The sequence below is a fragment of the Streptomyces sp. NPDC016309 genome (assembly GCF_043077235.1).
GTDB lineage: Bacteria > Actinomycetota > Actinomycetes > Streptomycetales > Streptomycetaceae > Streptomyces.
Genome location: NZ_JBIBSG010000004.1, coordinates 429,155 through 454,067 on the forward strand (window position 1 = coordinate 429,155; position 24,913 = coordinate 454,067).

Here is a 24,913-nt window from a genome sequence, read left to right on the forward strand (position 1 = left end):
GGATCCCTTCTCAGCGCTGGTAGCGCGCCAGCACCAGGTTGCCGTCCCCGACCAGACGCTCCTTCAGTTCGGCGGCGTCGATGGCGCCGCTGTAGTACTCCTGGTAGGCAGGGGTGGCGACCTTGTCCTTCCACTCCGGGTAGCCCCGCACCGACTGGGCCGGCGCCGGGCGAAGGGCCCCGGCCAGCGCGGTCCCGGTCGCCCAGCCGTCCTCCGCGGTGCGCAGCGACGGGTCCTTCAGCGCCTCCGTGCCGGTCGGCAGCATCCAGTCGCCCCGCGCGAGGCGCACCATGTTGGGCGGCTGGAGGAGGAAGTCGATGAACCGGGCGGCTTCCTCCTTGTGCGGGCTGTCCTGGGCGATCGACAGGGTCTGCGGGCTCACCCCCTGGGCCAGGCCGCCGTCGCCCGCGGGCGCGGGCAGCACGGTCCACTCGAACCCCTCCGGCGCCTGCCGGGCGATCTGCTGACGGTAGGAGAAGCCGAGCGGGACCATCGCGTACATGCCGCCGAAGAACCCGGGGAGCGTGTCGGAGCCGCCCATGCCGAGCGTGCTGCGCGGCGCGCTGCGGTCGGTGTTGACCTGGGCGTGGACGATGCCGGGCACGACCGAGTCGGCGCCGGTGAAACGGACTTCGGCCCTGCCGTCCCCGCCCCGGTGGAAGAGCCGTCCGCCCGCGGACAGGCCGAGGTTCAGGGAGACGGAGACCGGTTCCTTCAGCGGCCAGGCGACGGCGTACCTCCCCTCCCCCATCGTCGCCGTCAGCTCCCGCGCGACCTGGCGGAACTCGGGCCAGGTCCACGGCTTCCGGGGGGTGGGGACGCGCACCCCGGAGGACCGGAGGATCTTCGCGTTGGCCATGATGACCCGCGGTTCCTGGAGGAACGGCACCCCGTAGACGCCCTCGCCGAAGGTGGTCGTCGCCCAGCTCGCCGCCGGGATGGCGGCCTTGAGCCGCTCGGGCAGCCAGGGGCGCAGGTCGGCGAGGTAGCCCCCGTACGCGAAGTCGGCGAGGTCGTCGGAGGCATCGTGGATGACGTCGGGCGCCTCACCGCCCTCGAAGGAGGTCAGAAGCTGGTCGTGGACGCTGTCCCAGCTTCCCTGGACGTACTCCACCCGGACGTCGGGGTGGGCGGCGTTCCACTCGGCGACGAGTTCCTTGTTGGCGTCGACCGACTCCTTCTGCCAGGCCAGGGACTGGAAGCGCAGCACGGTCCGCGCCCCGCCCCGGCCGTCGCCGTCGCCGGTGGAGCAGCCGGCCAGCAGCAGGGCGAGGGCGGCGGCCACGGCGGCGTACCGCCGTGCGACGCGCGCGCGGGTGAGCGCCCCGGAGGGAAACCGAGCCCCCGACAAGGCCCGCCGGGCCATCAGGACTTCACCGCCCCGGACAGCATGCCGCCGGTGATCCGCTTCTGGATCACCGCGAACACGACGAGGGAGGGCAGCGTGGCCAGGAACGCGGCGGCGGCGAGGGGGCCGAGGTCGGCGACGCCCTCGGCGCCGAGGAAGTGGGTGAGGACGACCGGCAAGGTCTGTTTCTCCGGGGTCTTGAGGAGGACGAGCGCGAAGAAGAACTCGTTCCACGCGGTGACGAAGGCGAACAGGCCGGTGGCGACGATGCCCGGCGCGAGCAGCGGCGCGGTGACGGAGACGAGCGTGCGGACCCGGCCCGCCCCGTCGACCGCGGCGGCCTCCTCCAGCTCCGCCGGCACGGCCCGTACGTACCCGGTCAGCATCCACAGCGCGAACGGCAGCGACCACACCACGTACACCAGGACCAAGCCGCCCAGGGTGTTGATCAGGTGCAGGTTCTTCAGGACCAGGAACAGCGGGATGATCACCAGGACGAACGGGAACGCCTGGCTGACGACGACCCAGCCCGTGGCGGCGGCCGCGAGCCGGCCGCGGTTGCGGGCAATCACGTAGGCCATGGGCGTGGCGACGGCGACGGCGATCAGGGCGGCGCCGAGCGCGGCCGCCAGGCTGTTGGCACCGGCCCGGAGGAGGGGCTGTTCGCCGAACGCCTGCCGGAAGTTGGCGAGGGTGGGGTCGTCGGGGAGCCAGGTGGGGTGCAGGGAGCCGAGCTCCCGGGCCGGTTTGAAGGCGGTGGAGACCAGCCACAGGAAGGGCAGCGCCAGGAAGACCAGGTACGCGAGGAGCGCGAGGTACTGGCCGGCCCGCGCGGGGCCACGGGTGCGGAGGCCGCTCGTTCCACCCCTGTCGGTGTTCATTCCTCCCCTTTCAGCCGGCTCACCAGATGGACGGCGAGGAGTACGGAGACGACGGCGACCAGGACGCAGCCCATCGCGGCGGCGTAGCCGAACTGCCCGTAGCGGAACGCCTCCTCGTACGCGAACAGCATCGGCAGGCGGGTACGGCCGCCGGGCCCGCCGCCCGTGAGCACGTACACCAGGGCGAAGGAGTTGAGGTTCCAGATCAGGTTGAGCGCCGTGATGGCGAGGGCGACCGGCTTGAGGGCGGGCCAGGTGACCGTACGGAACCGGCGCCAGGCGCCGGCGCCGTCCAGGGCCGCGGCCTCGTGGAGCTCCCGCGGGGTGTTCTGGAGCCCGGCGAGCAGCGCCACCGTGGTCTGGGGCATGCCGGCCCAGACGCCCACCAGGACCACCGCGGGCAGCGCGGTGGCCAGGCCGCTGAGCCAGTCCCGTCCGTCGCCGAGCCCCAGGTCGCGGAGGGTCTCGTTGAGGATGCCCGCGTCCGAGTGGTAGAAGAGCCGCCACATGATGCCGACGACCACCTCGGGCATCGCCCACGGAACGATCGCGAGGGCTCGCGCCAGCCGGCGGAACCGGAGGTTCTGGTCGAGCAGCAGGGCGAGCCCGAGCGCCAGCAGGAAGTGGGGCACGGTGACGCCCACCGCCCACAGCAGACCGATCCGGAACGACTCCCAGAACAGGGTGTCGTGCAGCAGGTCCTGGAAGTTGAGCGTGCCGACCCACTGGGTGGCCCGGGTGCGCCCGGACTGGGCGTCGGTGAAGGCCAGGACGAGTCCGTAGAGCAGCGGGCCGACACTGAGCAGCAGGATGGGGATCAGCGCGGGCAGGACGAGGAACCAGGCCCCGTGGTCCTTCGGCCGGGGCTCGGGCCGCCGTGCCGGTCCTCCGGCTCTCCCGCCGGGCCGCTCCGTCGCCCTCACCAGTGTCACGGACAGTCCCCTCGGTGGAGTCGGGCCGGCCTGGCCGTCATCGTCCTGACGGGCCGTCGGTTCGTCAAGGCGGCCCGCGCGGATGCGAGACTTGCCGCCGGATCGGCACGGGTACGGGAGGGACGGACGTGATGGACGAGGTGCGGGCGCGGGAGGTGCTGGCCGCCGCCGGGCTGGACGGCGGGGCGGAGTTGCTGGCGCTGGGCGAGAACGCCGTGTTCGCCGTCGGTGACCTGGTGGTGAAGATCGGCCGGGACGCGGAGTTGCTGGAGCGGGCCGGACGGGAGGTGGCCGTGGCCTCCTGGCTGGCCGGGGCCGGTGTGCCGGCGGTCCGGGCGGCCGAGCCGGAGGCCCGGCTGGTGGCGGGGCACCCGGTCACCCTCTGGCACCGGCTGCCCGCCGCCGTGCGCCCGCCGGAGCCCCGCGACCTCGCCCCGCTGCTGCGCCGGGTCCACGCGCTGGGCGCGCCGCCGTTCCCGCTGCCGCCCCGTGACCTGCTGGGCGGGGTGGAGCGCTGGCTGCGGCTCGCGGGTGACGCGATCGACCCGGAGGACGCCGCGTTCCTGCGCGAGCGCCGGGACGGGTTCGCCGGGGCGGCGGCCGCGCTGACGCCGCGTCTGGCCCCGGGCCCCATCCACGGCGACGCGCTGCCGCGCAATGTGCACATCGGCCCGGACGGTCCGGTCCTGGTCGACCTGGAGACCTTCTCGGCCGATCTGCGCGAGCACGACCTGGTGGTCCTCGTGCTGGCCCGGGACCGCTACGGCCTGGACCCGGCGGCCCATGACGCGTTCACCGAGGCGTACGGCTGGGACGTGCGCGACTGGGAGGGCTGCGGGGTGCTGCGGGGCGCCCGGGAGACGGCGAGCTGCGCCTGGGTGGCCCAGCACGCCCCGTCGAACCCCGGGGCCCTGGCCGAGTTCCGCCGCCGGGTGGGGTCGCTGCGCACCGGTGACACGGAGGTCCGCTGGTACCCGTTCTGACCCGCACGGCCCGGCACGCACGGGCTGGGTCTCCCCTCCGGGCCCGGGCGCTGCCCCCGGCTCCTTCGCCGGGCCGGCCCGCCCGGCGCGCCGGTCGTCCCGCCGGACCCGGCCCGGGTCAGCCGGCCGCCGGGGCGAGCTCCCGCAGCGGCCAGGCCGGGTCTATGACGGCGTCGGGGGTGCCCTTGCGGCGCAGGAAGGACTGGAAGTCCTCCGCCCACCGGGCGTACCACCCCACCTGCCGCTGGTGCAGCTCCACCGGGGTGAGCGCCGCCACCGAGGCGTGCCGCTCCGCTATCGCGCGGGCCACCAGGACGGCGGCCAGCGCGTCGGCGGCCGCCTGGTGGGCGCCGTCGAGCACCACGCCGTACTCGGCGCAGACCGCCTCCAGGTTCCGCTTGCCCCGGCGGTACCGGTCGACGGCGCGGTCGATGGTGTAGGGGTCGACGACGGGGCCGACCGGCGCGCCGCCCAGCCTCTCCCCGAGGTCCGGCAGTCCGTGCCGCCGCAACTCGGCGGTCAGCAGGGTGAGGTCGAACCCGGCGTTGTACGCCACGACCGGCACGCCGCGCCTCCAGTACCCGACGAGGGTGTCGGCGAGCTCGTCGGCGACCTCGCGGACCGGCCTGCCCTCCGCCACGGCCCGCTCGTTGGTGATGCCGTGGATGGCCGAGGCCTGGGCGGGGATCCTGATGCCGGGGTCGGCCAGCCACTCGCGGCGCGCCAGCGCCTCCCCGCCCCGCACCTCGACCACCGCGGCCGTCACGATGCGCGCTTCGAGCGGCTCCGTGCCGGTCGTCTCCAGATCGAAGCCGACGAGCGTCTCCCCGTGCCAGCCCATGCTGCTCCTCCTCGCGATGCCGTGGTGCGCCCCCCTGCGGTGCACTCCCCCTCGTGGGTCCTCACCCTCCCACGCGCCACTGACAACGCCGCTCGGCTCCCGCTCTCACGACACCGGACGGGAGTCGGCCCAGACCGACTCGAACTCCTCGCGGTAGGTCGCGAAGAGCCCGTGCTCGCTCTCCGCGCCGGACGTGACGACCGCTCGTCTGGCACCGCGCAGCACCAGCACCGGTGCCTCCATGCCGCGCGCCCGGCGCAGGTAGGACTGGACGACGCCCACCCCGTCCGGCCCGTCGCCGTCGACGAGGTAGGCGGTGAAGCGCGGCGTCTCGTCGAAGACCTGGATCTGGAAGGCGCCCGGGTCGCGCAGCCTGGAGCGCACCCGCCGCATGTGGAGGATGTTCATCTCCACCGAGCGGCTGAGCTCGCCCTTCTTGATGCCCAGTTCCCTCTCGCGCCGTTTCACGGCGCTGCTCGCCGGGTTGAGGAACAGCAGGCGTATGCGGCAGCCGGACTCGGCGAGCCGCACCAGCCGCCGTCCGGAGAAGTTCTGCACGAGGAGGTTCAGGCCTATGCCGATCGCGTCGAGGCGCCGCGCCCCGCCGAACAGGTCCTCGGCGGGCAGTTGCCGCTGGAGCCGCACGCGGTCGGGGTGGACGGAGACGACGTCCGCATACCGGTCCCCGACGAGGTCCTCCACCGCGTCGACCGGCAGCCGGTGCGCGGACGGGGCGCCGGCGCCGCCGCCGAGGATCTCCAGCAGCCGGGCGGAGGCCCGCTCGGACTGGTCGAGCACGGTGCGCGACAGGGCCCGGTTGCGGGAGACGACGTTGCGGGTGACCTCCAGCTCGTCCAGGGCCAGCTCCACCTCGCGCCGATCGTCGAAGTACGGCTCGAAGCACGGCCAGTGCTGGACCATCAGCTCACGGAGCTGGGGCAGGGTGAGGAAGCTGAGCACGTTGTCGTCGGCCGGGTCCAGGAGGTAGCCCTTGCGGCGCGAGACCTCGCGGACGGCGACGGCGCGCTGCACCCACTCCTGGCCGGCGGGTCCGGCCGCCGCCACCACCCAGTCGTCGCCGTGGACCGGCTCGTAGACGGGCCGCAGTACGGCTGCCACCACGGCACGCAGCCGCTGTTCGACCAGATTCAGCCAGATATAGGCGCGTCCGGCGCGCTGGGCGCGGGTCCGCACCTCGCTCCAGGCCTCCGCGCCCCAGTCCAGTTCCGCTCCGATCTCCATCGGCCGGGCGAGTGAGACCGCGCCGGGCGGGACATCAGCGGGGTCTGCGGAGTTCCCCTCATGACCTGAGTCACCTGGGGGCAGCTCCAGCCCTCCCGAGCTCACCCGCGCACCGCCTTCTGCTCCTGGACACCCGTCTCCAACGATCAAGGAAGGGTACTCCGCGAGCGGGAGGCGGTGCAGCCCGATGCACGGGCTCCTTCGTCAACGGCCATGATTTTCGGGCGCGTTCCCCGGCCGGGGACGTCCCGGAGTGAGCGGATTCATAATGGTCGGACCGGCGCCCCCGGCCCGGTCGCCCGGCCGTGGGGGCCCTCGCCCCCACCGGGGCGGGCCCGCCCCGGGGGGGGCGACGCCGGGGAACGCCACGTTGACCCGGGGGCCGGGTGGCGCCGGCCCGGGCCGGGTGGTGTGCTGATCGGACGAATCCGGCCCAGGGGTCGATTTCCGGCCAGGTCGCCCGTTCCCTCCCCCGGTCACCCGGTAGGACCGGCCGAAGTCCTAGGACGTCGTCCCACTTTCGGGGAGGATTCTGGCTCAAGTGACCCCCATCAGCCGGATCAGAAGTGGAAGAGTCTTATCTATGCAGGTCTGGCCGGGACAGGCGTATCCCCTCGGCGCCACGTACGACGGCGCCGGTACCAACTTCGCGGTCTTCTCGGAGGCCGCCGACCGAATCGAGCTGTGTCTGCTCCACGACGACGGCTCGGAGACCGCGGTGGAGCTGCGCGAGACCGACGCGTTCGTCCGGCACGCGTACCTGCCCGGCGTGATGCCGGGCCAGCGGTACGGGTTCCGGGTCCACGGACCGTACGCGCCGGACCAGGGACAGCGCTGCAACTCCGCGAAGCTGCTGCTCGATCCGTACGCGCGGGCGGTCGCCGGCGCCGTCGACTGGGGCGAGGCGGTGTACGGCTACCACTTCGGCAAGCCGGACTCCCGCAACGACCTCGACTCGGCGCCGCACACGATGACGTCCGTCGTCGTCAACCCGTACTTCGACTGGGGCGACGACCGCCCGCCGCGCACCGACTACCACCGGACGGTGATCTACGAGGCGCATGTCAAGGGGCTGACCATGCTCCATCCGGCCCTGCCGGAGGAGCTGCGCGGCACGTACGCGGGACTCGCCCACCCCGCGGTGATCGAGCACCTGACCGAACTGGGGGTCACGGCGCTCGAATTGATGCCGGTGCACCAGTTCGTCAACGACCACCGGCTGGTGGACGCCGGGATGGCCAACTACTGGGGCTACAACACCATCGGGTTCTTCGCCCCGCACAACGCGTACGCCTCCTGGGGCGACCGCGGCCAGCAGGTGCTGGAGTTCAAGTCCGCGGTGCGCGCGCTGCACCAGGCGGGCATCGAGGTCATCCTGGACGTGGTCTACAACCACACGGCCGAGGGCAACCACCTGGGCCCGACGCTCTCCTTCCGGGGCCTGGACAACCCCTCGTACTACCGGCTCATGGAGGACGACCCCCGGTACTACATGGACACCACCGGCACCGGCAACTCGCTGCTGATGCGCTCGCCGCACGTCCTCCAGCTCATCATGGACTCACTGCGGTACTGGGTCACGGAGATGCACGTCGACGGGTTCCGGTTCGACCTGGCCGCCACCCTGGCACGCCAGTTCCACGAGGTGGACCGGCTGTCGTCGTTCTTCGACCTGGTGCAGCAGGACCCGGTGGTCAGCCAGGTCAAGCTGATCGCCGAGCCGTGGGACGTCGGCGAGGGCGGCTACCAGGTGGGCAACTTCCCGCCACTGTGGACGGAGTGGAACGGCAAGTACCGCGACACGGTCCGCGACCTGTGGCGCGGCGAGCCGCGCACGCTCGCCGAGTTCGCGTCCCGGCTGACCGGTTCCTCGGACCTGTACCAGGACGACGGCCGGCGGCCGCTGGCCTCCGTCAACTTCGTGACCTGCCACGACGGCTTCACGCTGCGCGACCTGGTGTCGTACAACGAGAAGCACAACGAGGCGAACGGCGAGGGCAACCGGGACGGCGAGAGCCACAACCGCTCCTGGAACTGCGGCGCCGAGGGCGAGACCGACGACGAGCCGATCGGGGAGCTGCGGCTGCGCCAGATGCGCAACTTCATCGCCACCCTGATGCTGTCGCAGGGCGTGCCGATGCTGAGCCACGGCGACGAGTTCGGCCGTACGCAGGGCGGCAACAACAACGCGTACTGCCAGGACAACGAGGTCGCGTGGGTGCACTGGCCGGACGAGGACTCCGAGGCGGCCCGGTCGCTGCTGGAGTTCACCCGTTCGATGGTCTGGCTGCGGCGTGACCACGCGGTCTTCCGGCGGCGGCGCTTCTTCCACGGCCGTCCGGTGGAGGGCACCCACGACGAGCTCTCGGACATCAATTGGTTCACCCCCGAGGGTGAGGAGATGACCGCCCAGGACTGGCAGGTCGCGCACGCCAAGGCCCTGTCGGTGTTCCTGAACGGCAGCGCGATCTCCGAGCCCGGACCTCGCGGGGAGCGGATCGCGGACGACTCGTTCCTGCTGATGTTCAACGCAAGCGCCGAGGAGCTGGAGTTCGTGGTGCCGGTCAACCACGGCCGCCAGTGGCAGGTGGTGGTCGACACGGCCCTGCCGCAAGGGGTCGAGCCGGGGCAGGGCGCGAAGGTCGCCGCCGGTGACCGTCTCACCCTGATCGGACGCAGTCTGACCGTGCTGCGGCGCCCCGCCTGAGAGGGTGGTTCGCGGCCCGTCGGGGACGGGCCGCGAACCGGGCGGAACGTGGCGTCGGGCGTAAATCGCATCACCGGATGACACATGAGCCGCCCGAGCGGGTACGTACGTTCGCATGACGCCCAACTCGACCTACCGGCTCCAGATCCAGCCGGACTTCCCCTTCGCCGCCGCCGGGGAAGCGGTGCCGTACCTCGCCTCGCTCGGGGTCTCGCACCTGCACCTGTCGCCGGTCCTGGAGGCGGTCCCCGGCTCGACCCACGGGTACGACGTCACCGACCACGGCCGGGTGCGCGAGGAGCTGGGCGGCGAGGCCGGTCTGCGGGCCCTCGCCCGCACCGCTCGGGCGCACGGCCTGGGCCTGGTGGTGGACCTCGTTCCCAACCACATGGCGGCCTCCCCGCGCCACAACCGGGCCCTGTGGGAGGTGCTGCGGGAGGGCCCCTCCTCCCCGTACGCCCGCTGGTTCGACATCGACTGGGCCGCCGGCGGCGGGAAGCTGCTGCTGCCGGTGCTGCCGGGCCGGATCGGTGACGAGCTGGAGCGGCTGGAGGTCGCGGACGGCCGGCTGCGCCACGGCGAGCAGGAGTTCCCGCTGCGGCCCGGCACGGAGGGGCTGGCGCTGCCGGAGCTGCTGGACGCCCAGTGGTACCGGCTGGGCTGGTGGCGGCTGGCCCGTACGGAGCTGAACTACCGGCGGTTCTTCACCATCTCCGACCTGATCGGGGTGCGGGTGGAGGACCCGGAGGTGTTCGAGGCCACCCATGCCAAGATCGTCGAGCTGGTGCGGGACGGCGTGGTCGACGGGCTGCGCATCGACCACCCGGACGGGCTCGCGGACCCCGAGGCGTACCTCCACGAGCTCCGGCGGGCGACGGGCGGGGACTGCTGGATCGTGGTCGAGAAGATCCTCACCGGCGAGGAGCACCTGCCCGGCGGCTGGCCGGTCGCCGGCACGACCGGCTACGACGCCCTGCGGCGGGTCGACGGGCTCTTCGTGGACGAGGCGGGCGCGGCGGAGCTGGCGGAGCACTACCGGCGCTTCGCGAACCCCGCCGGGGACCGGGGCGGCCACTGGGAGGCGACCGAGCACCGGGCTGCGTACAAGGTGGTGACGCACGAGCTGGCCTCGGAGGTCGCCCACCTCACCCGGACGGCGGCGGCCGTCTGCGCGACCGCTCCGGCGCTGCGGGACCACGCCCTGTGGGCGCTGCGCGCGGCGGTGCGGGAGCTGCTGATCCGGGTGCCGGTCTACCGGCCGTACGGGACGGACGCGGTGGACGTCCTGACCGAGGAGGCGGCCCGGGAGGCCCGGGAGACGTTCACGGTCCCCGAGGAGGCGGCGGCCGTCGACGTGGTCCGGGACCTGGCGCTGGGCCGGCTCGGGGACGGGCCGGAGCAGCGGGCGTTCCGGATCCGGTTCGCGCAGACGTCGTCGGCGCTGCGCGCCAAGTCCGTCGAGGACACGGCGTTCTACCGGTACACGCCGCTGGTCTCGGCGAACGAGGTGGGCGGCGACCCGGGCAGGCCGGCGGTGGGCCCAGCGGAGTTCCACGCGTACTGCGAGCGCCTGGCCCGGGACTGGCCGGCCACCGGGACGGTGCTGTCCACGCACGACACCAAGCGCAGCGCCGACGTGCGGGCCCGGATCGCGGTGCTGTCGGAGTGCCCGCAGCGGTGGGTGAAGCTGCTGGACGACGTGGCGCGGACGCCCGCGCCGGACGGTCAGGTGGCGTGGGCGGCCTGGCAGACGGCGCTCGGCTTCGGGTACCCGTACGGGGACCGGCTGGCCCCCGCGCTGCTGAAGGCGGTACGGGAGGCGGGGCTGCACACAAGCTGGACGGAGCCGGACCCGGCCTACGAGCAGGCGGTGCTGGACTTCGTGGACGCGGGCCCCGCCGGGCCGGGCCTGTACACGGTGTCGCTGCTGGCCCGCGAACTGGACCCGCACGTCCGGGCGAACGTCCTGGGCGCGGCGCTGCTGCACCTCACCATGCCGGGCGTCCCGGACCTGTACCAGGAGACGGAGCGGGTGTACCTGGCGCTGGTCGACCCGGACAACCGGCGGCCGTTCCGGGAGGGGCCGCCGGACGAGAAGACCACCGTCACGCGCGCGGCGCTGCGGCTGCGGCAGCGCCACCCGGACGTGTTCGGGCCGTCGGGGACGTACCGACCGCTGACGGCGAGCGGCCCGGCGGCCGGGCACTGCGTGGCCTTCGCCCGGTCGGACGAGGCGGTCACGGCGGTCACCCGGCTGTCGCTGCGCCTCGCGGAGGGCGGCGGCTGGGGGGACACGTCCCTGACGCTGCCGGAGGGGCGGTGGTTCGACGCGGTGGACACGGGGAGGGAGTTCCCCGGCGGCGGGCCGGTGCCCCTGGCGGACCTGTTCGCGACCCGGCCGGTGGCCCTGCTCTCGCGCCGCCCCGTGCCGGAGGACGGCGCCCGCGAGGACACGACCTAGGTCGTGTCCTGAAAGTCGGTCGATCGTTGGTTTGTTCGTGGTGCGTCGTCATGTACTGACCGATGAGTCGTGGGCAGTGATCGAGCCGTTGCTGACTCCGCCACGGATGGGCAGACCGGTGCCGGACCGCCGCCAGGTCGTCAACGGCATCCTGGGGAAGCTGTCCACCGGGGCGGCCTGGCTGGACCCGCCGGCACGGTACGGGCCATGGAAGAGACGGTCTACGAACGCTTCCGCCGCTGGTCGGCCGACGGCAGCTGGGAACGGCTCCTGGCCCACGTCCAGCAGCACTGCGATGCCGTCGGCGCCGTCGACTGGACGATCGCTTCCGCGGCCACTTCTCCACCAAGACCCGCGCCTACTCCACCACCCTCGGCGCGCTCCGGGCCGCCTGGCACCGCCGCCACACCCCTCCAACCTCCCCGACCACCTCGTCGCCGCCCGCTGGGCCTACGACGGCACCGGTCTCACCCCCGACCTCGAACGCCTCGCCGCACTCATCGGTGGCGGCCCGACACGCGAACAGGAGGTAGCGACTCGTGCGTGACGACGAACTCCTCACCGTTCCCGAGGCCATGGCCCTCCTCAAGATCGGCCGCTCCGCCCTCTACGACCTGATGCGCACCCGCCGCCTGGCCTCGCTGACCATCGGCCGCGTCCCCGCCCACGCCCTCGCTGACTACGTCCAGCCCCACCTGGAAGAGGCCGCCCGATGACCGCTCCCAAGCGCAAGAAGGCCCGCGCCAACGGCGAAGGCACCCACTACAGCGCAAGGACGGCCGCTGGGAAGCCGCCGGCTACGTCCTCGCCGCCAATGGCACCCGCAAACGCGTCCGGGTCTACGACACCACCCGTAGGAACGCGGCCGACTAACTCGCCGAGAAGATCGCCGACAGCAACCGCGGCCTGCCCGCCGCCACCGCAGACAGCACCGTTGGCGAGTACCTCACCCATTGGCTGGGCAGCGTCGCCGTCCACCGGCTCCGCGAGAACACCCACACCCGATACGCCGCCTGCGTCCGCCTCCACCTCATCCCGGCCTCGGCCTCGGCACCAAGAAGATCGCTTGCCTCACGGCTAAGGACGTCCGCACCTTCCTCGACCGGCTCCGCACCACCTGCCGGTGCTGCACCCAGGGCCTGGACACCGAACGGAAGAAGTGCTGCGCGGTCGGCGAGTGCTGCAAGAAGCGGCTGTCCGCCTTGACCGTTACTTACGTGCACTCGGTACTCAAGTCGGCACTGGAACACGCCGTCCGCGAAGAGGAGCTGCCCCGCAACGTCGCCCGCAATGTCAAGACCACGACGCACCAGCCCAGACGCTTCCATCCGCTCACTGCGGCAGAGGCCCGTCAGTTCCTCGACGCGGCCCTCGCCGACCGGCTCCACGCCCTGTACGAACTCGCCCTGCGCACCGGACTGCGCAAGGGCGAACTCCTCGGCCTCCCTGGGAAGACCTCGACCTCAACGCCGGAACAGCCAGCATCCGCCGCTCGCTCCAGAGCACCCGCACCGGCGGCCTCACCCACCTGCCCACCAAGCCCCGGGCATCCGAACGCCGTATCGCGCTCCCAACCGAATGCCTCCCCTCCCTTAAGAAGCACCAGGAGCGCCAGGACAAGGAGCGAGAGACAGCAGGATCGGACTGGAGCGACAGCGGGCTCGTATTCACCACGCCCACAGGACGGCCTCTCGACCCGGCCAACCTCACCCGCCGCTTCCGCAACTTCCATCAAACCGGGCCGGACTTCGACGCATCCGCTTCCACGACCTCCGCCACTCGACCGCCTCCCTGCTCCTCGAACAGGGCGTCGACCTCGTCGTCATCAAAGACCTGTTGGTCACGCCCACATCGGCGTAACCGCCGGCGTTTACGCCCACGTGAGACTCCGACTCCAACGACAAGCCATCGACACCCTCGGCAACACCCTCAGCGGCCAGGACGAAGACCTCGACGACCCACCCGTCGCAGCTGTCGTCCACTGACGTTGCCGTCAGCGTTGCCGTCAAACCGCTGAGGAGCCCCACCGAATCCCGCGCCTCGGTGGGGCTCCTCGCATGCAGCCGACCCTCAGGTCGATATCGGCCAGCGGACTACGTAGATTCGCCTTCGCTGACGTAGCGCAGGACAGATCTCAAACTGTCGATTGCAGCCTGAGCCTCTTCCCTCTCGCCAGCGTCAACCCAGCTCCTCCAGAACCAGCCGTCTGCGGGCAATGTCACTTCCAGCGCCTGAATCGCAGACGAGGCGAGGGCGGGCATAATCGGCTTCGCCAGCCATTCCGTAATACTCGGGTATTCCTCGTTCCAGGCCAATGCGCGCCCGGCCGGAATATTGGCCGCAACCACAGTGGCAGCAGCCATGACTTCCTCAGGCAGCACAGAGGAATTGGACCCACCTCCTGCCCCGATGGCAGAGCGGAAGGTTTTCTCGACGACTGCCAGCCGCTGCGATACAGACTTTTCTTCCAGCTCATCGAGGTAGTCCTCGGCCGTGTCGCTGTCGAGCGGGCCTGATCCCCAGGTTCCCATCACAAACTCCAGTCGAGACTTACGGCAGGTACCCGCCGAATGGGACTTGAATCTCTGGATCTCTCCGGTTCAAGAGAGTCCAGCCTCTCTCCTTTACCCCTTCCATCATCGACTGTTCCATGCGGCGAATCGCAACCCCGTCTGTACCGCGCGGCAGAGTGAGGTATGTGACGTTGACCACGTCGTCTGCTGTATATCCGGCCTTGCGTACCGCATGCTTCGACCGCATCGATTTATTGACGCGCTCCCTGATGCTTGTGGTGGAGCTTCCTACGTACTTCGTCCCGTCATTCAGGTGAATGGTATAGATACCCGGCTCGGTCGGCACGTCGAATTTTGTTCCGGGCAGCGTCCCGGGCGCGCAATTCGCATTATGAACCAGGACCGGAGTCTCGCCCGCCAGCACATAGTACGTGTGCAGGTCATCGACGGTGAGGTTGTAGGTACGGGCGTGCCTGGTAAAGGTCTCGTTGCCGGTGACGATGACGGTGTCGCCGTCGTCGGTAAGCAGCGTCATCCCGGCACGGAGCTCCCCAGCTTCGACCCAGGCTCGTTCGGAGGGAGACCAGAAGGGGTGCTCGTGTGTGGCGGTGAGTTCCTCGATGCCGCCCTCAGTGGCGATGGAGAGCTTGTTGAACTGCTTGTCGTCCTCGGTGCGGATGAGGCGTGTGACTTTGCGGGGGCCTTGCTTGCCGGTCTCCGGATCGGTGGCGAGTACTTCGTCACCGAGTTCCACATCTTCGATGTCTCTGGTGGTGCCGTCGGCCATGAGGACGTCGGTGCCGGCCAAGAAGCACTTGCAGCCGCCCTTGGGGGCCTTGCCGGTCACACCTGGAGCGGCACCGGGAGCGGCACCAGGGCCTTCCGATCCATTGGCCATCACAACCTTGGTGTATTCGATGGACAGGTCTCTCAAGCTGTTCATGAACTTCGTGGGACACGATTTCATGGCCCAGCAGACGTTGAGCCCGTACCAACCGAGCCGCCCTTGTGCCGCGGAGTTTTCGATGTCGGAGTAGACCGGGTGTATTTGACCTTGGCTGTACTTGGATTCGTCGTCGAGATATGCCCAGAACCGCTTGGTGAATTCGCTGCTTCCGCTCCAGGCTGTCGGCACGATGACGCTTCCGTAAACGACCGACGACGTGCCGTTCGAAGTGGCACCGTTGCCGAGAGGACCACTGTTCTCGTGGCTACCCGTGCCGCCGTCCGACTTGACGTATTCGATGTCCTCTGGTGCACCACCGGTGGTGCCACCGACCGGATAGCCGATGCCGCAGACGTCAGCGAAGCAGAGGCCGGTCGGGTCGGAAGAGGTGGCAGGCCTGTTGCCGGCGTAGGCATAGCCGTTGAGGGTCTGGGAATCTGCCAGGTCCATGAGTGGGTCGACGCTGATGAACTGGCCGATACGGGGGTCATATTCCCGGGCGCCGATGTGGGTGAGCCCAGTGATGGAGTCAGTGGGCTTGCCCAGGAAGGCCTTGTCGTCGGGCCAATTGCCAGGGGCAACGCCGCGGGGGGCACCGAAGGGGGTGGTGTACCGCTTGGTGAGGGCCAGGGTGGTGGCGTCCAGGGCAAGGCTGCTGGTGCCGTGATGGTCGGGGGCCAGGAAGCTGAGTTTGGTGCCGGTAACACCTGTGGTTGCGGTACGGACCGCGATGGTCTGGCCTGCGGCGGTGTAGTAGCGGGTGCCGCTGAGGGTCTTGGTGGTGCCCTTGGTGGTGAGGCGAACTTCGTTGCCACCAAGGTAGAGGACGGTGTCACCATCGCCGGACGCGCGTCGGATCAGGAGTTCACCGGAGGCGTCGTACAAGTAGCTGGTGTTCAGTGCGGGCTTGGTGCCCACGGCAGGTTCGGTGGTGCCGACCAGCTTGCCCTCGGTGTTCCAGGTCAACGTTTGTTGAGCCTGGGTTCCGGGGCGGCTGGTGGTGTTGCCTGCTGCGTCGTATCCGTAGGTCGCAGCCTTCGCACCCGTGGTGTTGGCAAGCGGGTGAGGCTGGCCCTTGGGGGTGCCGTAGGTGTAGGTCGTGGCTTTCGCGCCCGAGGGGGTGTTCTCGGTCTCCGTGGCGCGCTGGCCGGCGGCGTTGTAGGTGTAGCTGGTCCAGTAGGGGGCGGCGCCGTCGAGGTTGGCGGTGGTGCGGCCGGTGGCGGCGCAGTCGGTGGTCCTGGGGGTCCAGGCTTCGGTCATGCGGCGGTGGCCGTCGTAGGTGAAGCACTGGTAGTCGGGCTTTGCGGTGCCGCCCTGGGTGGTGCCGTCGAAGATGGAGGTGACGTTTCCGGCTTGGTCCTGGGTGAACTTCAGCTCCTGCGGCATGTAGCCGTGAACGTCGTCGGTGACGTAGGAGCGGGTGAGCCGGCGGGTGCCGTCCTCGTAGTCGTAGCCGAGGTAGGTCTTCTTGGCGGTTGAACTGGTGCCAAGGGTCAGTTGGCGCAGGTCGCCCAGCGGGGAGTACTGGGCGTCCTGGAGGTACTGGGTGGTGCCGTGGGCAGTGAGCTGCTGGCCGAGGTCGCCGTAGGTGTGGGCGACGGTTTCCGCGGGCAGGCCGCCGAGGGCGGGGTTGCTGGCCTGTCGGACCGTTCCGTCGAGGTTGTAGGCGGCGGTGGCCGAGAGTGTCTGCGGGACGCCGGCGGTGACGAGCGGGTCGCTGGCGGGAAGGATCAGCTGGCTGCCGGTGGGCTGGTAGAGCGGGTCGTAGCTGGTGACTTTTTGTGTGTAGGCCTTGCTCGTGGTCTGGTTGATGCCGTTCTCGTAGCGGACGGCCGTGTCCTGTTGTCCCTTGGCGAGCGTATCGAAGGTCCAGGCCGCGAGTTTGCCGGCGTCGGTCTTGGTGGTGCCCTCCCACAAGCCCGTCCTGCGGCCGAGGATGTCGTACTCAGTGGTAAGTGTCTTGTTCTGGGTGACGTCGGTGGACGCAGTGGCCTGGTCGAGTTCGTTGTAGGTAGTGGTGGACTTCCCCTTGTCCGGGTCGGTCACGCTCGTCTTGCGGCCGAAGAGGTCATATTCGTAGAGCCACTTGGCCTTGTCGGGACCCTCGATGGTGGCCTGCTCGCCTGTCGGGGTGTAGGTGAAGGCGGTGGTGGTGTAGTCCTCACCAGTGGCCTGCGGGCCACCATAGGCACGGCGCTGTGTGGTCTGCCCGAGGGCATTGGTGACTACAGCCGTGGCCTGGCCGCCCGCTGGGGCGGTGGTGGTGACGGTGTCGCCGGTGTAGGTGGTTCCGGTCGTCCAGCGCAGGACGTTCTTCACCTTGGTCTCGGCCTTGATGGCGCGGCCGGCACCGTCGTAGGTGGTGTCGATCTGCATGGGCGCCTGGCCACCGTCCGTGGCCACGAGCTGGCCGGACGGAGCGCCGGTCTCGTCCCAGATGTCCGCGAGCGATGAGGAGGCGAGGCCTCGCTCGTCGTACAGCGTCTCCGCGATGAGGCGTCCGCCGTTGGGGGACGGTGCCTGGGTCTGGCGGGGACGCAGTAGGGAGTCGTAGATCTCGTAGGTGGTGTTGTAGCCGCTGGCGTTGCCCTTGAGCACGCTGGTGGCCACCCAGGAGGGTGCGGAGGAGGTGATGTTGTAGGTATAGGTGTAGTTGGGGGCTTGGGCCAGCGAGGTCAGCCGGTTCGGCAACCAGACCTTGGTGACGCGGCCGAGGCTGTCGTACTGGCTTTCGGTGATTTTGCCGTTCGGGTCGGTCACCTTGAGCGTGGCACCCGAGGTGAAGTCCAGGAGCCTCGTGGTCTTGTGCGCTTTGGCGTTGGTGGTGCTGGCCGCGGTGAGCGGCCCGTTCGCCGTGGGGGTGTAGGTCGTGGTGGCGGTGGTGGCCCCGCTCGTGTCCTGGACCGTCAGTGGCCGGCCAAGTACGTCGTAGGTGGTGGTGGCTACCTTCTGCCACACGGGCTGGTCGTCAGTTCCGTACGCCTTCGCGCGGCCAGCCCACTGCGCTTCGCCCTTGGTGGGCTTCTGGGCGGCAGTCCAGGTCAGCGTGTCGTAAGCGATGGCTGTGTCGGAGATGACGTCGCCGGGGCGGGTGGAGTCCGCGGGCAGGTCGAGGGCGGTGTCGAGGGTGGCGCATGGTTTGGCCGTTGTCCGGGTGCGGGCGACAAGGTTGTTGATGCCGACGGCGTCGTTGCGGGCGTACCAGTTACGGGTGCACGTTTCGTCACCGGGAAGGGCGTCATCCCCCTTGTCCTCGACGGTCTGGGCCATGCCATAGGCGTCGTAGGTGGTCGCGGTCGAGCGGACGCGGTCCCGGGGCGGGCTGATGGTGGTGACGTTGGTGCGGGAGTGGTTGGCCGCGGTGCGGACGTAGTACGCCTCGGTGTCGGCGTAGGACTTGTGCTGGGTGGCGGTGCGCTTGGACCACGGGTCGTTGACCGTGCCGCCGACCTCGGGGCCGGTCACGCCGTTGTAGGTGACGGATTCGCGGGTGAAGCCGGCGTACTGGTCGGCGTCCGTTATCTCCGGGGCCTTGATGCCAGTGATGGTGGTGGTTTTGCGCTGGTCTGGGTGTGGGGTCTTGCCGTCTGTCCCGAGGACGCGGTCGCCGTTCATGCCGCGCAGGTAGACGGTGACGGTCTTGGACTGGGTCTTGCCGGCGAGGCCTGTGAGGTGGGTGACCTTTTCGAAGCCGCGCCAGATCGACCAGGTGCGTTCCTTCTCCTTGACCAGCGGGTCCTCGTTGTAGTGCCAGGCGCCGCCACCGGAGTAGGTGTAGGTGTGCTCGACGGCCTCGGAGCCGCCCTTGGCGTCGATGGTGGAGACGCCCTGTACGGGGTACTTGTGGAACCAGTCGAGGATGGGTTCCTTTTCGCCGTTGGGTGACCAGTAGACCGGGTAGCAGCGGCGGGTGTTGGTGTCGACCTTGGGCATGGTCTGGCCGGCGAGACAATCGGCCTGCATGTAGCTGACGATCGTCTGCGCGCCGGCCTCCGAGACGATGGTGCGCAGGCGCGGCTTTTCCAGGGAGAGGATGTCGTCGGTCGCGCCGTCAACCCGGTTGGGGCGGAACTCGTGGGTCAGCTTGACCGGGTCAAGGCTGAGGTCGGTGCCGCGCTTGCCGGTGTGCTTGATCTCTGAGAGCCACAGGGCCTGGTCGGTGGAGTCGCCGGTGTCGCCGGGGTCGAGGTACTGCTGGGTCAGGGCCCAGGCGTCCACCGAAGCGTAAGCGGGAGTGGTGGCCGCCGCGTCCCAGGCCTGAGTGGAGATGCCGGTCATGCGCTTACGGGTGTAGAAGCTAGGGCCGGTGTTGCCAGTGCATTTCACATCCGCCTTGCACTCCGCATCGAAGGGCACGTCGGGCCAGTTGTCGCGGGTGGCGTCGGTCAGGGAGCCGCAGTCGGTGCCGATGCAACGCTCGGCGTAGCCGAAGACGACCTTGTTCGAGGCAGCGGGAGTGGCGGAGAACAGAGCGCCGGCGCGCTGGCCATAGCGGATCTCGTTGAGGTGGCCGCCGCGGGTGTAGGGGGTGCCGTTGTTGTCGTCGCCGAGTTTGTCGTAGTGGTTGGTCTCGGCCGTGTACCAGTAGGACATGGCGTTGCCGTGGGTGTCCTCGACGTAGTCGAGGTTCCACCGCCAGGCCTGCTTCTTGTCACGGGTGGAAAAGGAGGAGCCGTCCGCGTAGCCCGGTTCGCCCGCGTCATCGCCGAAGACGGGTACGGTCCACACCGAGTTGGTGCGGTCGGTGGCACCGGCACCGGCGAGTTTGTTGAGGCCGAAGACGTACCTGGTTCCGTCGCCGGTGGTGATGGTCCAATGCTCGCCGTTGTCGTCGCCGTTCTCAGCACCGGTGGTCACGGTGACGATGGAGGCGTCGTCCTTCTTCAGCCGCCACTTGCCTGTGGTGTCGTCCTTGACGAGCTCGGAGGCCTTGCCATTGAGGACGAGGGAGGCGTTGTCGTACTTCCAGCACAGGTCGAACTTGTCGGTCTGGCCGTCATCGTCACAGGAGCCGTACTTGCGTTCGACGTAGGAGGAGGTGATGTCGAAGCCCTCGCCGATGACCGTGCTCTGGTTGTTGGTCGAGGCGGTGCGGCCGTCAACATCACCTGAGTTGTAGGAGATGCCTAGACTCGGCTTCGGGCCGGCCGCAGACGGCGGGACACTGAGCGGGTAGGACCAAGTGAAGCTGCCGGATGAGCTGCCGGCCTCCCAGGTGGAGGATGCTGACAGCGGCGTGGCCTTGTAGTCGCCGCTGCCCGACTTGGTGCCCGCCGCCAGGGCCAGGACCATCGTCTGGGTGGCGGCCGGTGCGGACGAGGCACGGGCGCCGGGCGTCAGTGCGGGTGCCTGAGCCGTCCGGAACGTCACCTCGGTGTTGAGCTGTTCGGTCGCGCGGTCGTTGGTGAACTCCAACGGGGTGCGTGTTCGACACTTGCTGCTGGCGGGGTCGTTCAGCGCACAGTCCGGCAGCCGCAGAACCTGTAGACGCCCTGCCCAGTCACCGCCGTAGGCTGCGGCGAAAGCGCTGTAGTCCAGGCCCAGGGCAGCGCCCCCGCCGGTGGCGGGTGCGGACACCGTGAGTACGACGCCTTTGACGCCGAGCTTGGCTGCCTGCGTCTGATCCAGGACGTTGACCGTCACCGGGCCGGCAGCCTTGACCGCCACGCGCGCCTTGGCCCGCTTCGGCGGCGCGACAGTGATCGGCAGCGTGCCGGGGGCGGCCTTCGCCGAGCCGGTGGCAGGAACGGTGATCGTGGCGGTCCCGGCCTTGGGCCAGACGGCCTTCTTGCCCTGGTCCGCCTTGGCCCGCGCCGCGTCCGCGCGGAGGGTCTCGGCGCCCTTCTTCATTATGGCCGCGCTCTGCTTGTTCACCCGCGCGGTGAACGGTGACACGTCAACCGACTGAGGGGCGGCCAGTTTCGGCTTGCCCAGCGGATCGACTTCGGCGGCGAAGGCCACCGGGGTGAGGAGGCCCGGAATCATGGAAAATCCGAGGACTGCCGCGATCGGGAGGTGTTTTCTGCTCCGGCTGCTTCGCAGGGCAGCCGGTATGGACCGGTTCATGCCTCTTCTTCCATCTGGCTGAAGCCGCGTGCCCCGCGGCGTGATCCGGTGGTCCGCAGCTCGCTGCTGCGGGGAAGTGACAGGGGTGCCTTGGCCCGGCGGCTTGGTGGGCTTGGAGGTGGCCGCCGGGCACATGACATGGCTATTCGGCGCCTGGGGTTCCCATGACCTTGGTCATGACCTGGTCTTCTGTCATGGCGCCGGCCCAGACCCGAAGCTCGTCCAGGGCGCCGGGGAGATAGTGGCCGTTGGCGCCGCCGGAGGGGCCCCGTCCGGCTGCGATGTCGCCACGGCCCTGCTGGCTTGCGTTGAAGGCTGAGTCGTCTACCGGCATTTGCTTGGTGGGGCCGACATAAAGGTGTGTGACTCCGTTGCCGGTGAGGGTTTCCTCGGTGGCGTCGAAGACGCCAGTGACCTGTACCCAGGTGTCCGTGTCCGCCGGCATCTCGGACGGGACGGACCCGCTGGCGATCACCCTGCCGGTGGCGTCGGTGGCCGTGCGACCGAAGCGCCACAGGTAGCCACTGGCGGACACTTTCTCCACCCACAGCGCCCAGGACGATTCCTTCCCATCAGGGGTGGCCTGTCCGAAGACGTGCGCGCGTGCTCCGATGGGCAGCGTCGCGAACTTCGCTCCGTCGAGCTTGACAGCGGCGGTCACCGTGAAGGAGCCGGTCTCGTCCAGCACCGGGCCGGCGGTGGACATGTAGCCCGTGGTGCCGTCCAAGCGCAGCTCGTGTTGTTCGGGGTCAGCGGTGGCACCGGTGGCCGAGATGGTCATCGGGCCGGCCGCGTAGGAGGTGAACTCGGTGACCTTGCCGTTCGCTGCCGAGGCGGCATCCCAGTAGGCGACGAGTTCGGTAGCAGGAATGCCATCTACCTCGAGCTTGGTGTCGAGACGTACCTCATCGCCGGTCAGTGCCCGCTGCCACAGGGTCATCTCATCGATTCGGCCCATGAAGTGCTCCCCGACCTTGGAGGCGCCCACCATGATGCCCGCCGACGAGGTCCAGGGGGTGTACGCGGAATTTGCGGTGGCGAGGGTGAGGGGTGTGCCTTGGGGGCGGCCGTTGACGTAGAGCTGGATGGTGTCGTTGGCCTTGTTGGTGTCGTTCTTCGTGTCGAAGACGCCCGCCAGGTGGGTCCACACGTTCAGCGGCGGGTTCGCGGCGTCTGCGACCGAGCTGACATAGGCGGGTGTGGCCGAGTCGGAGACGGCCCGGTTGAAGACCCACTTTTTGGAGGAGGCGGAGTAGAAGAGGTTGAAGGCGGCCGACGCGGCTGTGCCCGGCGCGGAAGCGACCACCCGCGTCTTTTCTCCGTCGCTGAGCAGGACCCAGGTGGAGATGGTGAAGGAATCCTTGGTGTTGACCGGAGCACTGCTGGTGGAGGCGTAGCCGAGCTGCTTGGCCGGATCGGCCACGTCGTCGTTCAGCCGCAGCGAGTGGTCGCTCGTGCCTCGTCGGCCCAGTGTCGACCAGGTGGCGGCGGTGCCGGCCTGCTGGTGCAGGGTGAGATCGTGCCGGAGGGTGCCCTCGGTAGTAGCACTGTCGGTAGCTGTGGTCACCGTCGAGCCTGGTGTGCCGTCATTGAAGTGCCACAGACCGGTCGGCCCCTGAGCGGGTGCGACCTTGAAGTGGAACTCCGCCGGGGTTCCGACGCGGTTGCGCACATCGATCGCTTCCACGATCAGCACTTGCGTCCCGGCGGTGGTGGGCACGGGCGCGACGGTGGCCAAGGGCCCGGTCGAGCGATGGGTGTCCGCGGCTCGCTCGGTCAGCAGGCGCCAGCGATAGGCGGTGATGTCCTTGTCCAGGGCGTTGGGGGCGATGGCGAACGATCCAGCAACCCCAGGACCGCCCTTGCCCTCGCAGAGGGTGGCCGTGCACTCGGCGTAAGGGCCCTTGGAGGTGACGGTCGGTGCCTTGGGCGCTGTGGAATCGATCTTGAAGTAGCACCAGCGCTTGAAGCCCGACGAGATGGCCGTGGTCACGCCCTCGTACGTCCAGAAGGTCTGCGTCAAAGACCTCACCCGGTACAGCGATCCGTCCACGCCGCCGGTCAGACGCAGCTTGGCGAGGGTGTCGTCCACGTAATAGCCGCTGGAAGGGACATTGGTGCGCGCTGCACTCCAGGTGCCATCGGGCATCTTCCGTTCGACCCAGAAGTGGGCGCGCAGTGAACCCTGCTCCTCATCGGTGGCCGGCTTGACCAGCGTCTGAACACGCGCCTGCATCAAGGGGTCCGGACGCGTGACAGTGATCGGGTCGGCAGCGTTGACGCTGCACTGCTCCACAGTGCCGTTGCCGGGAATGACCCCATCATTGGTCACAGCGCCGGGCTTGATGACGTACACGACCTTGAGTTCGGCGTTGTCGTCAAAGCGCTTCCACGCGTCCGCATTGCCCTCGTCCGCGGCCTGAAGCATCAAGGTAAGACGGGAGAACCTGCCGTCGGCAAAGTTGCGCACCGTTTTGGTGAGGTTCTCGTCCGCTTCACTGGCCGCATCGTTGAACTCAACCCACGCATCGGGCTGGTCGGGGTCACAGTACGTACCACGGCCGGCCGAGATCGTACGGTCGCCCATGAGATCGAGCTTCGCCGGGCCGGGCCAGCGGCTGCCCTCGGAAATATTGTCCGTACGCCACAGCTGCAGCGCATGGGGGCTGCAGGAAAACGACCACGTCTCGTAGGCGCGGAACGTCGCGTCGATCACGTGCCGTCCGGACAGTTTGGCCGGTGAGAATTCGAAGTACATCCGGTTGGTATGGTCGGCATCGCAGTAATACGGGCCCACCCGGTAGCAGCGGCCGACACCGAGGTCACCGTCGAAGTTCCAGAACCGGTCCCCATCCGAAGACAGAACGGTGCGCTCCGAGACGCCCAGACCCATGGTCGGGTCGATGTAGACGGGGTAGACCGTCTCCGCGCCGCGCAGCAGCTGCAGGTCTGGCTTGATCGAAATAGACCCCTCCGCGACCTGGACGGGCAGCTCCGCGGTTGCGTCCCCTCCGTCCGGAGAAGCGGCCTCCGGTGCTTCAGCCTCACCTGCGGCGACGCCGATGGGTGCGCTGTGAAGCAGCTGGGTCTGCGTGCCGCCGTCGCCGGCGGAGTCCCACATCAGACCGGCCGGACCCTTGAAAACAGTGTTGCCGTCCTCGTCGATGGCGCGAAGCCCGCCGCCATGCCCGGGAGCTATCGTCAACCCCTGACCGGTCGCAGACAGCTCCACCTGGTTCAGAGCCGGGTTCGCCGCCGCCTCAGCGGTCTTGACCACCAGGACTTCCCGGTATCCCTCTGCCGTTGCCGTCAATTGCAGGTCGACACCGGTGAGGACTTCGGGGTAGGTAGCCGTGGCACCCTCGAGAACGGGCTTGGGAAGTTGCTGCGGCCAGCCCAGCGTGACCGATCCCTGCCCGGTTGCCAGCCGGATCATGTCCTTGCCGCTGCCGCCACCGGAGAACGCCAGGTCCACCACAGAGGACTTCGGACCGACTGAGCCGTCGGCCCGCCGCTCCAGCGTGACATCCACATCTCGCCACGAGCCGTCTTTCCCCTTGACCCTCTGCGGTGTCGTTGACTGTCGCAGGGTGAAGGTGCCATCCGGGTTCGCTACGCTCGTGGAGTACTCCGTCCGTTCCGACACCACCTCGACCGGCTCACCTGTCTGCGCAGCAAGCGCCGAGGCGTCCACTGCCGTGGTCGGACCTGATTTCGGTACCTGCGCTACCGCAGTGCCTGTTAGCGGGCCGAGTACTGAAGCGATCACTGATACGGCCGCCAGCGCGCCCGTTCTGTGGCGTGCATGACGCCACCCCCTACCCCTCACGACCCCACCCCTGAGCTACATGTTTGCTACACAGATTCGCCACATCCTCAGGTTTCGCCATGCACCAGTCAAGGGCCCACCCTGATGCCGCACAGTCAGAAAGCCGCAGGCCAGAGCTGGTTAAGCTCCACTTGGCAAGGCCACATTCGGCCACTGGAAGTAGC

General features: G+C 69.3%; 12 protein-coding genes and 2 pseudogenes. 6 read left to right on the forward strand and 8 right to left on the reverse strand.

Translation table 11 applies throughout. From position 1 onward, the window contains the following. Positions 1–10 precede the first annotated feature (10 nt). The 3 genes from ACF068_RS12870 to ACF068_RS12880 are packed head-to-tail and all read right to left on the reverse strand — an operon-like array spanning position 11 to position 3,161. Positions 11–1,366, reverse strand: a complete 1,356-nt coding sequence (locus tag ACF068_RS12870) for an ABC transporter substrate-binding protein (RefSeq protein ID WP_392274238.1) — start codon at positions 1,364–1,366, stop codon at positions 11–13. After that, positions 1,366–2,229 (reverse strand): carbohydrate ABC transporter permease, encoded by an 864-nt coding sequence (locus ACF068_RS12875; RefSeq protein ID WP_392274239.1) that lies wholly within the window; start codon positions 2,227–2,229, stop codon positions 1,366–1,368. The genes ACF068_RS12870 and ACF068_RS12875 overlap by 1 nt, the downstream gene beginning before the upstream one ends. After that, positions 2,226–3,161, reverse strand: a complete 936-nt coding sequence (locus tag ACF068_RS12880; protein WP_392274240.1) for a carbohydrate ABC transporter permease — start codon at positions 3,159–3,161, stop codon at positions 2,226–2,228. Before ACF068_RS12880 ends, ACF068_RS12875 begins: the two co-directional genes overlap by 4 nt. 131 nt (positions 3,162–3,292) lie before the next feature. Between ACF068_RS12880 and ACF068_RS12885 the strand changes: the two genes are divergently transcribed. Continuing rightward, positions 3,293–4,144, forward strand: a complete 852-nt coding sequence (locus tag ACF068_RS12885) for a phosphotransferase enzyme family protein (protein WP_392274380.1) — start codon at positions 3,293–3,295, stop codon at positions 4,142–4,144. Positions 4,145–4,262: 118 nt separating this feature from the next. Here ACF068_RS12885 and ACF068_RS12890 read toward each other — a convergent pair whose 3' ends face one another. Then, the gene (locus ACF068_RS12890) at positions 4,263–4,985 is read right to left on the reverse strand and encodes a 3'-5' exonuclease (RefSeq protein WP_392274241.1); all 723 of its coding nucleotides are present in this window, start codon (positions 4,983–4,985) and stop codon (positions 4,263–4,265) included. 105 nt (positions 4,986–5,090) lie between these two features. Then, positions 5,091–6,332 (reverse strand): SAV2148 family HEPN domain-containing protein, encoded by a 1,242-nt coding sequence (locus tag ACF068_RS12895; protein WP_392274242.1) that lies wholly within the window; start codon positions 6,330–6,332, stop codon positions 5,091–5,093. Between the two features lie 478 nt (positions 6,333–6,810). On the opposite strand from ACF068_RS12895, the gene glgX reads away from it, so the two are divergent. From glgX to ACF068_RS12920, 5 genes and pseudogenes are all read left to right on the forward strand, one after another. Next, positions 6,811–8,934, forward strand: coding sequence for a glycogen debranching protein GlgX (gene glgX, locus ACF068_RS12900; protein ID WP_392274243.1), 2,124 nt, complete (start codon positions 6,811–6,813; stop codon positions 8,932–8,934). Positions 8,935–9,049: 115 nt separating this feature from the next. Beyond that, positions 9,050–11,395: a malto-oligosyltrehalose synthase gene (treY, locus tag ACF068_RS12905; protein ID WP_392274244.1), complete on the forward strand. Its 2,346-nt coding sequence runs from the start codon at positions 9,050–9,052 to the stop codon at positions 11,393–11,395. Positions 11,396–11,417: 22 nt separating this feature from the next. Then, positions 11,418–11,746, forward strand: a pseudogene (locus ACF068_RS12910) (transposase); the annotation flags it as partial. 188 nt (positions 11,747–11,934) lie between these two features. Then, complete coding sequence (locus tag ACF068_RS12915; protein ID WP_392274245.1) at positions 11,935–12,111, forward strand: helix-turn-helix domain-containing protein; 177 nt, start codon at positions 11,935–11,937, stop codon at positions 12,109–12,111. Next, positions 12,108–13,380 (forward strand): annotated as a pseudogene (locus ACF068_RS12920) (tyrosine-type recombinase/integrase). Before ACF068_RS12915 ends, ACF068_RS12920 begins: the two are co-directional and overlap by 4 nt. A 108-nt stretch (positions 13,381–13,488) precedes the next feature. Here ACF068_RS12920 and ACF068_RS12925 read toward each other — a convergent pair. The 3 genes from ACF068_RS12925 to ACF068_RS12935 all read right to left on the reverse strand — a co-directional run bounded on the left by ACF068_RS12925 (position 13,489) and on the right by ACF068_RS12935 (position 24,614). After that, positions 13,489–13,926, reverse strand: coding sequence for a DUF4259 domain-containing protein (locus tag ACF068_RS12925; RefSeq protein WP_392274246.1), 438 nt, complete (start codon positions 13,924–13,926; stop codon positions 13,489–13,491). 19 nt (positions 13,927–13,945) lie between these two features. Then, complete coding sequence (locus tag ACF068_RS12930; protein ID WP_392274247.1) at positions 13,946–20,920, reverse strand: polymorphic toxin-type HINT domain-containing protein; 6,975 nt, start codon at positions 20,918–20,920, stop codon at positions 13,946–13,948. 142 nt (positions 20,921–21,062) lie between these two features. Then, entirely contained in the window at positions 21,063–24,614 is a 3,552-nt protein-coding gene (locus ACF068_RS12935; RefSeq protein WP_392274248.1) for a LamG domain-containing protein, read from the reverse strand. Positions 24,615–24,913: the final 299 nt, after the last annotated feature.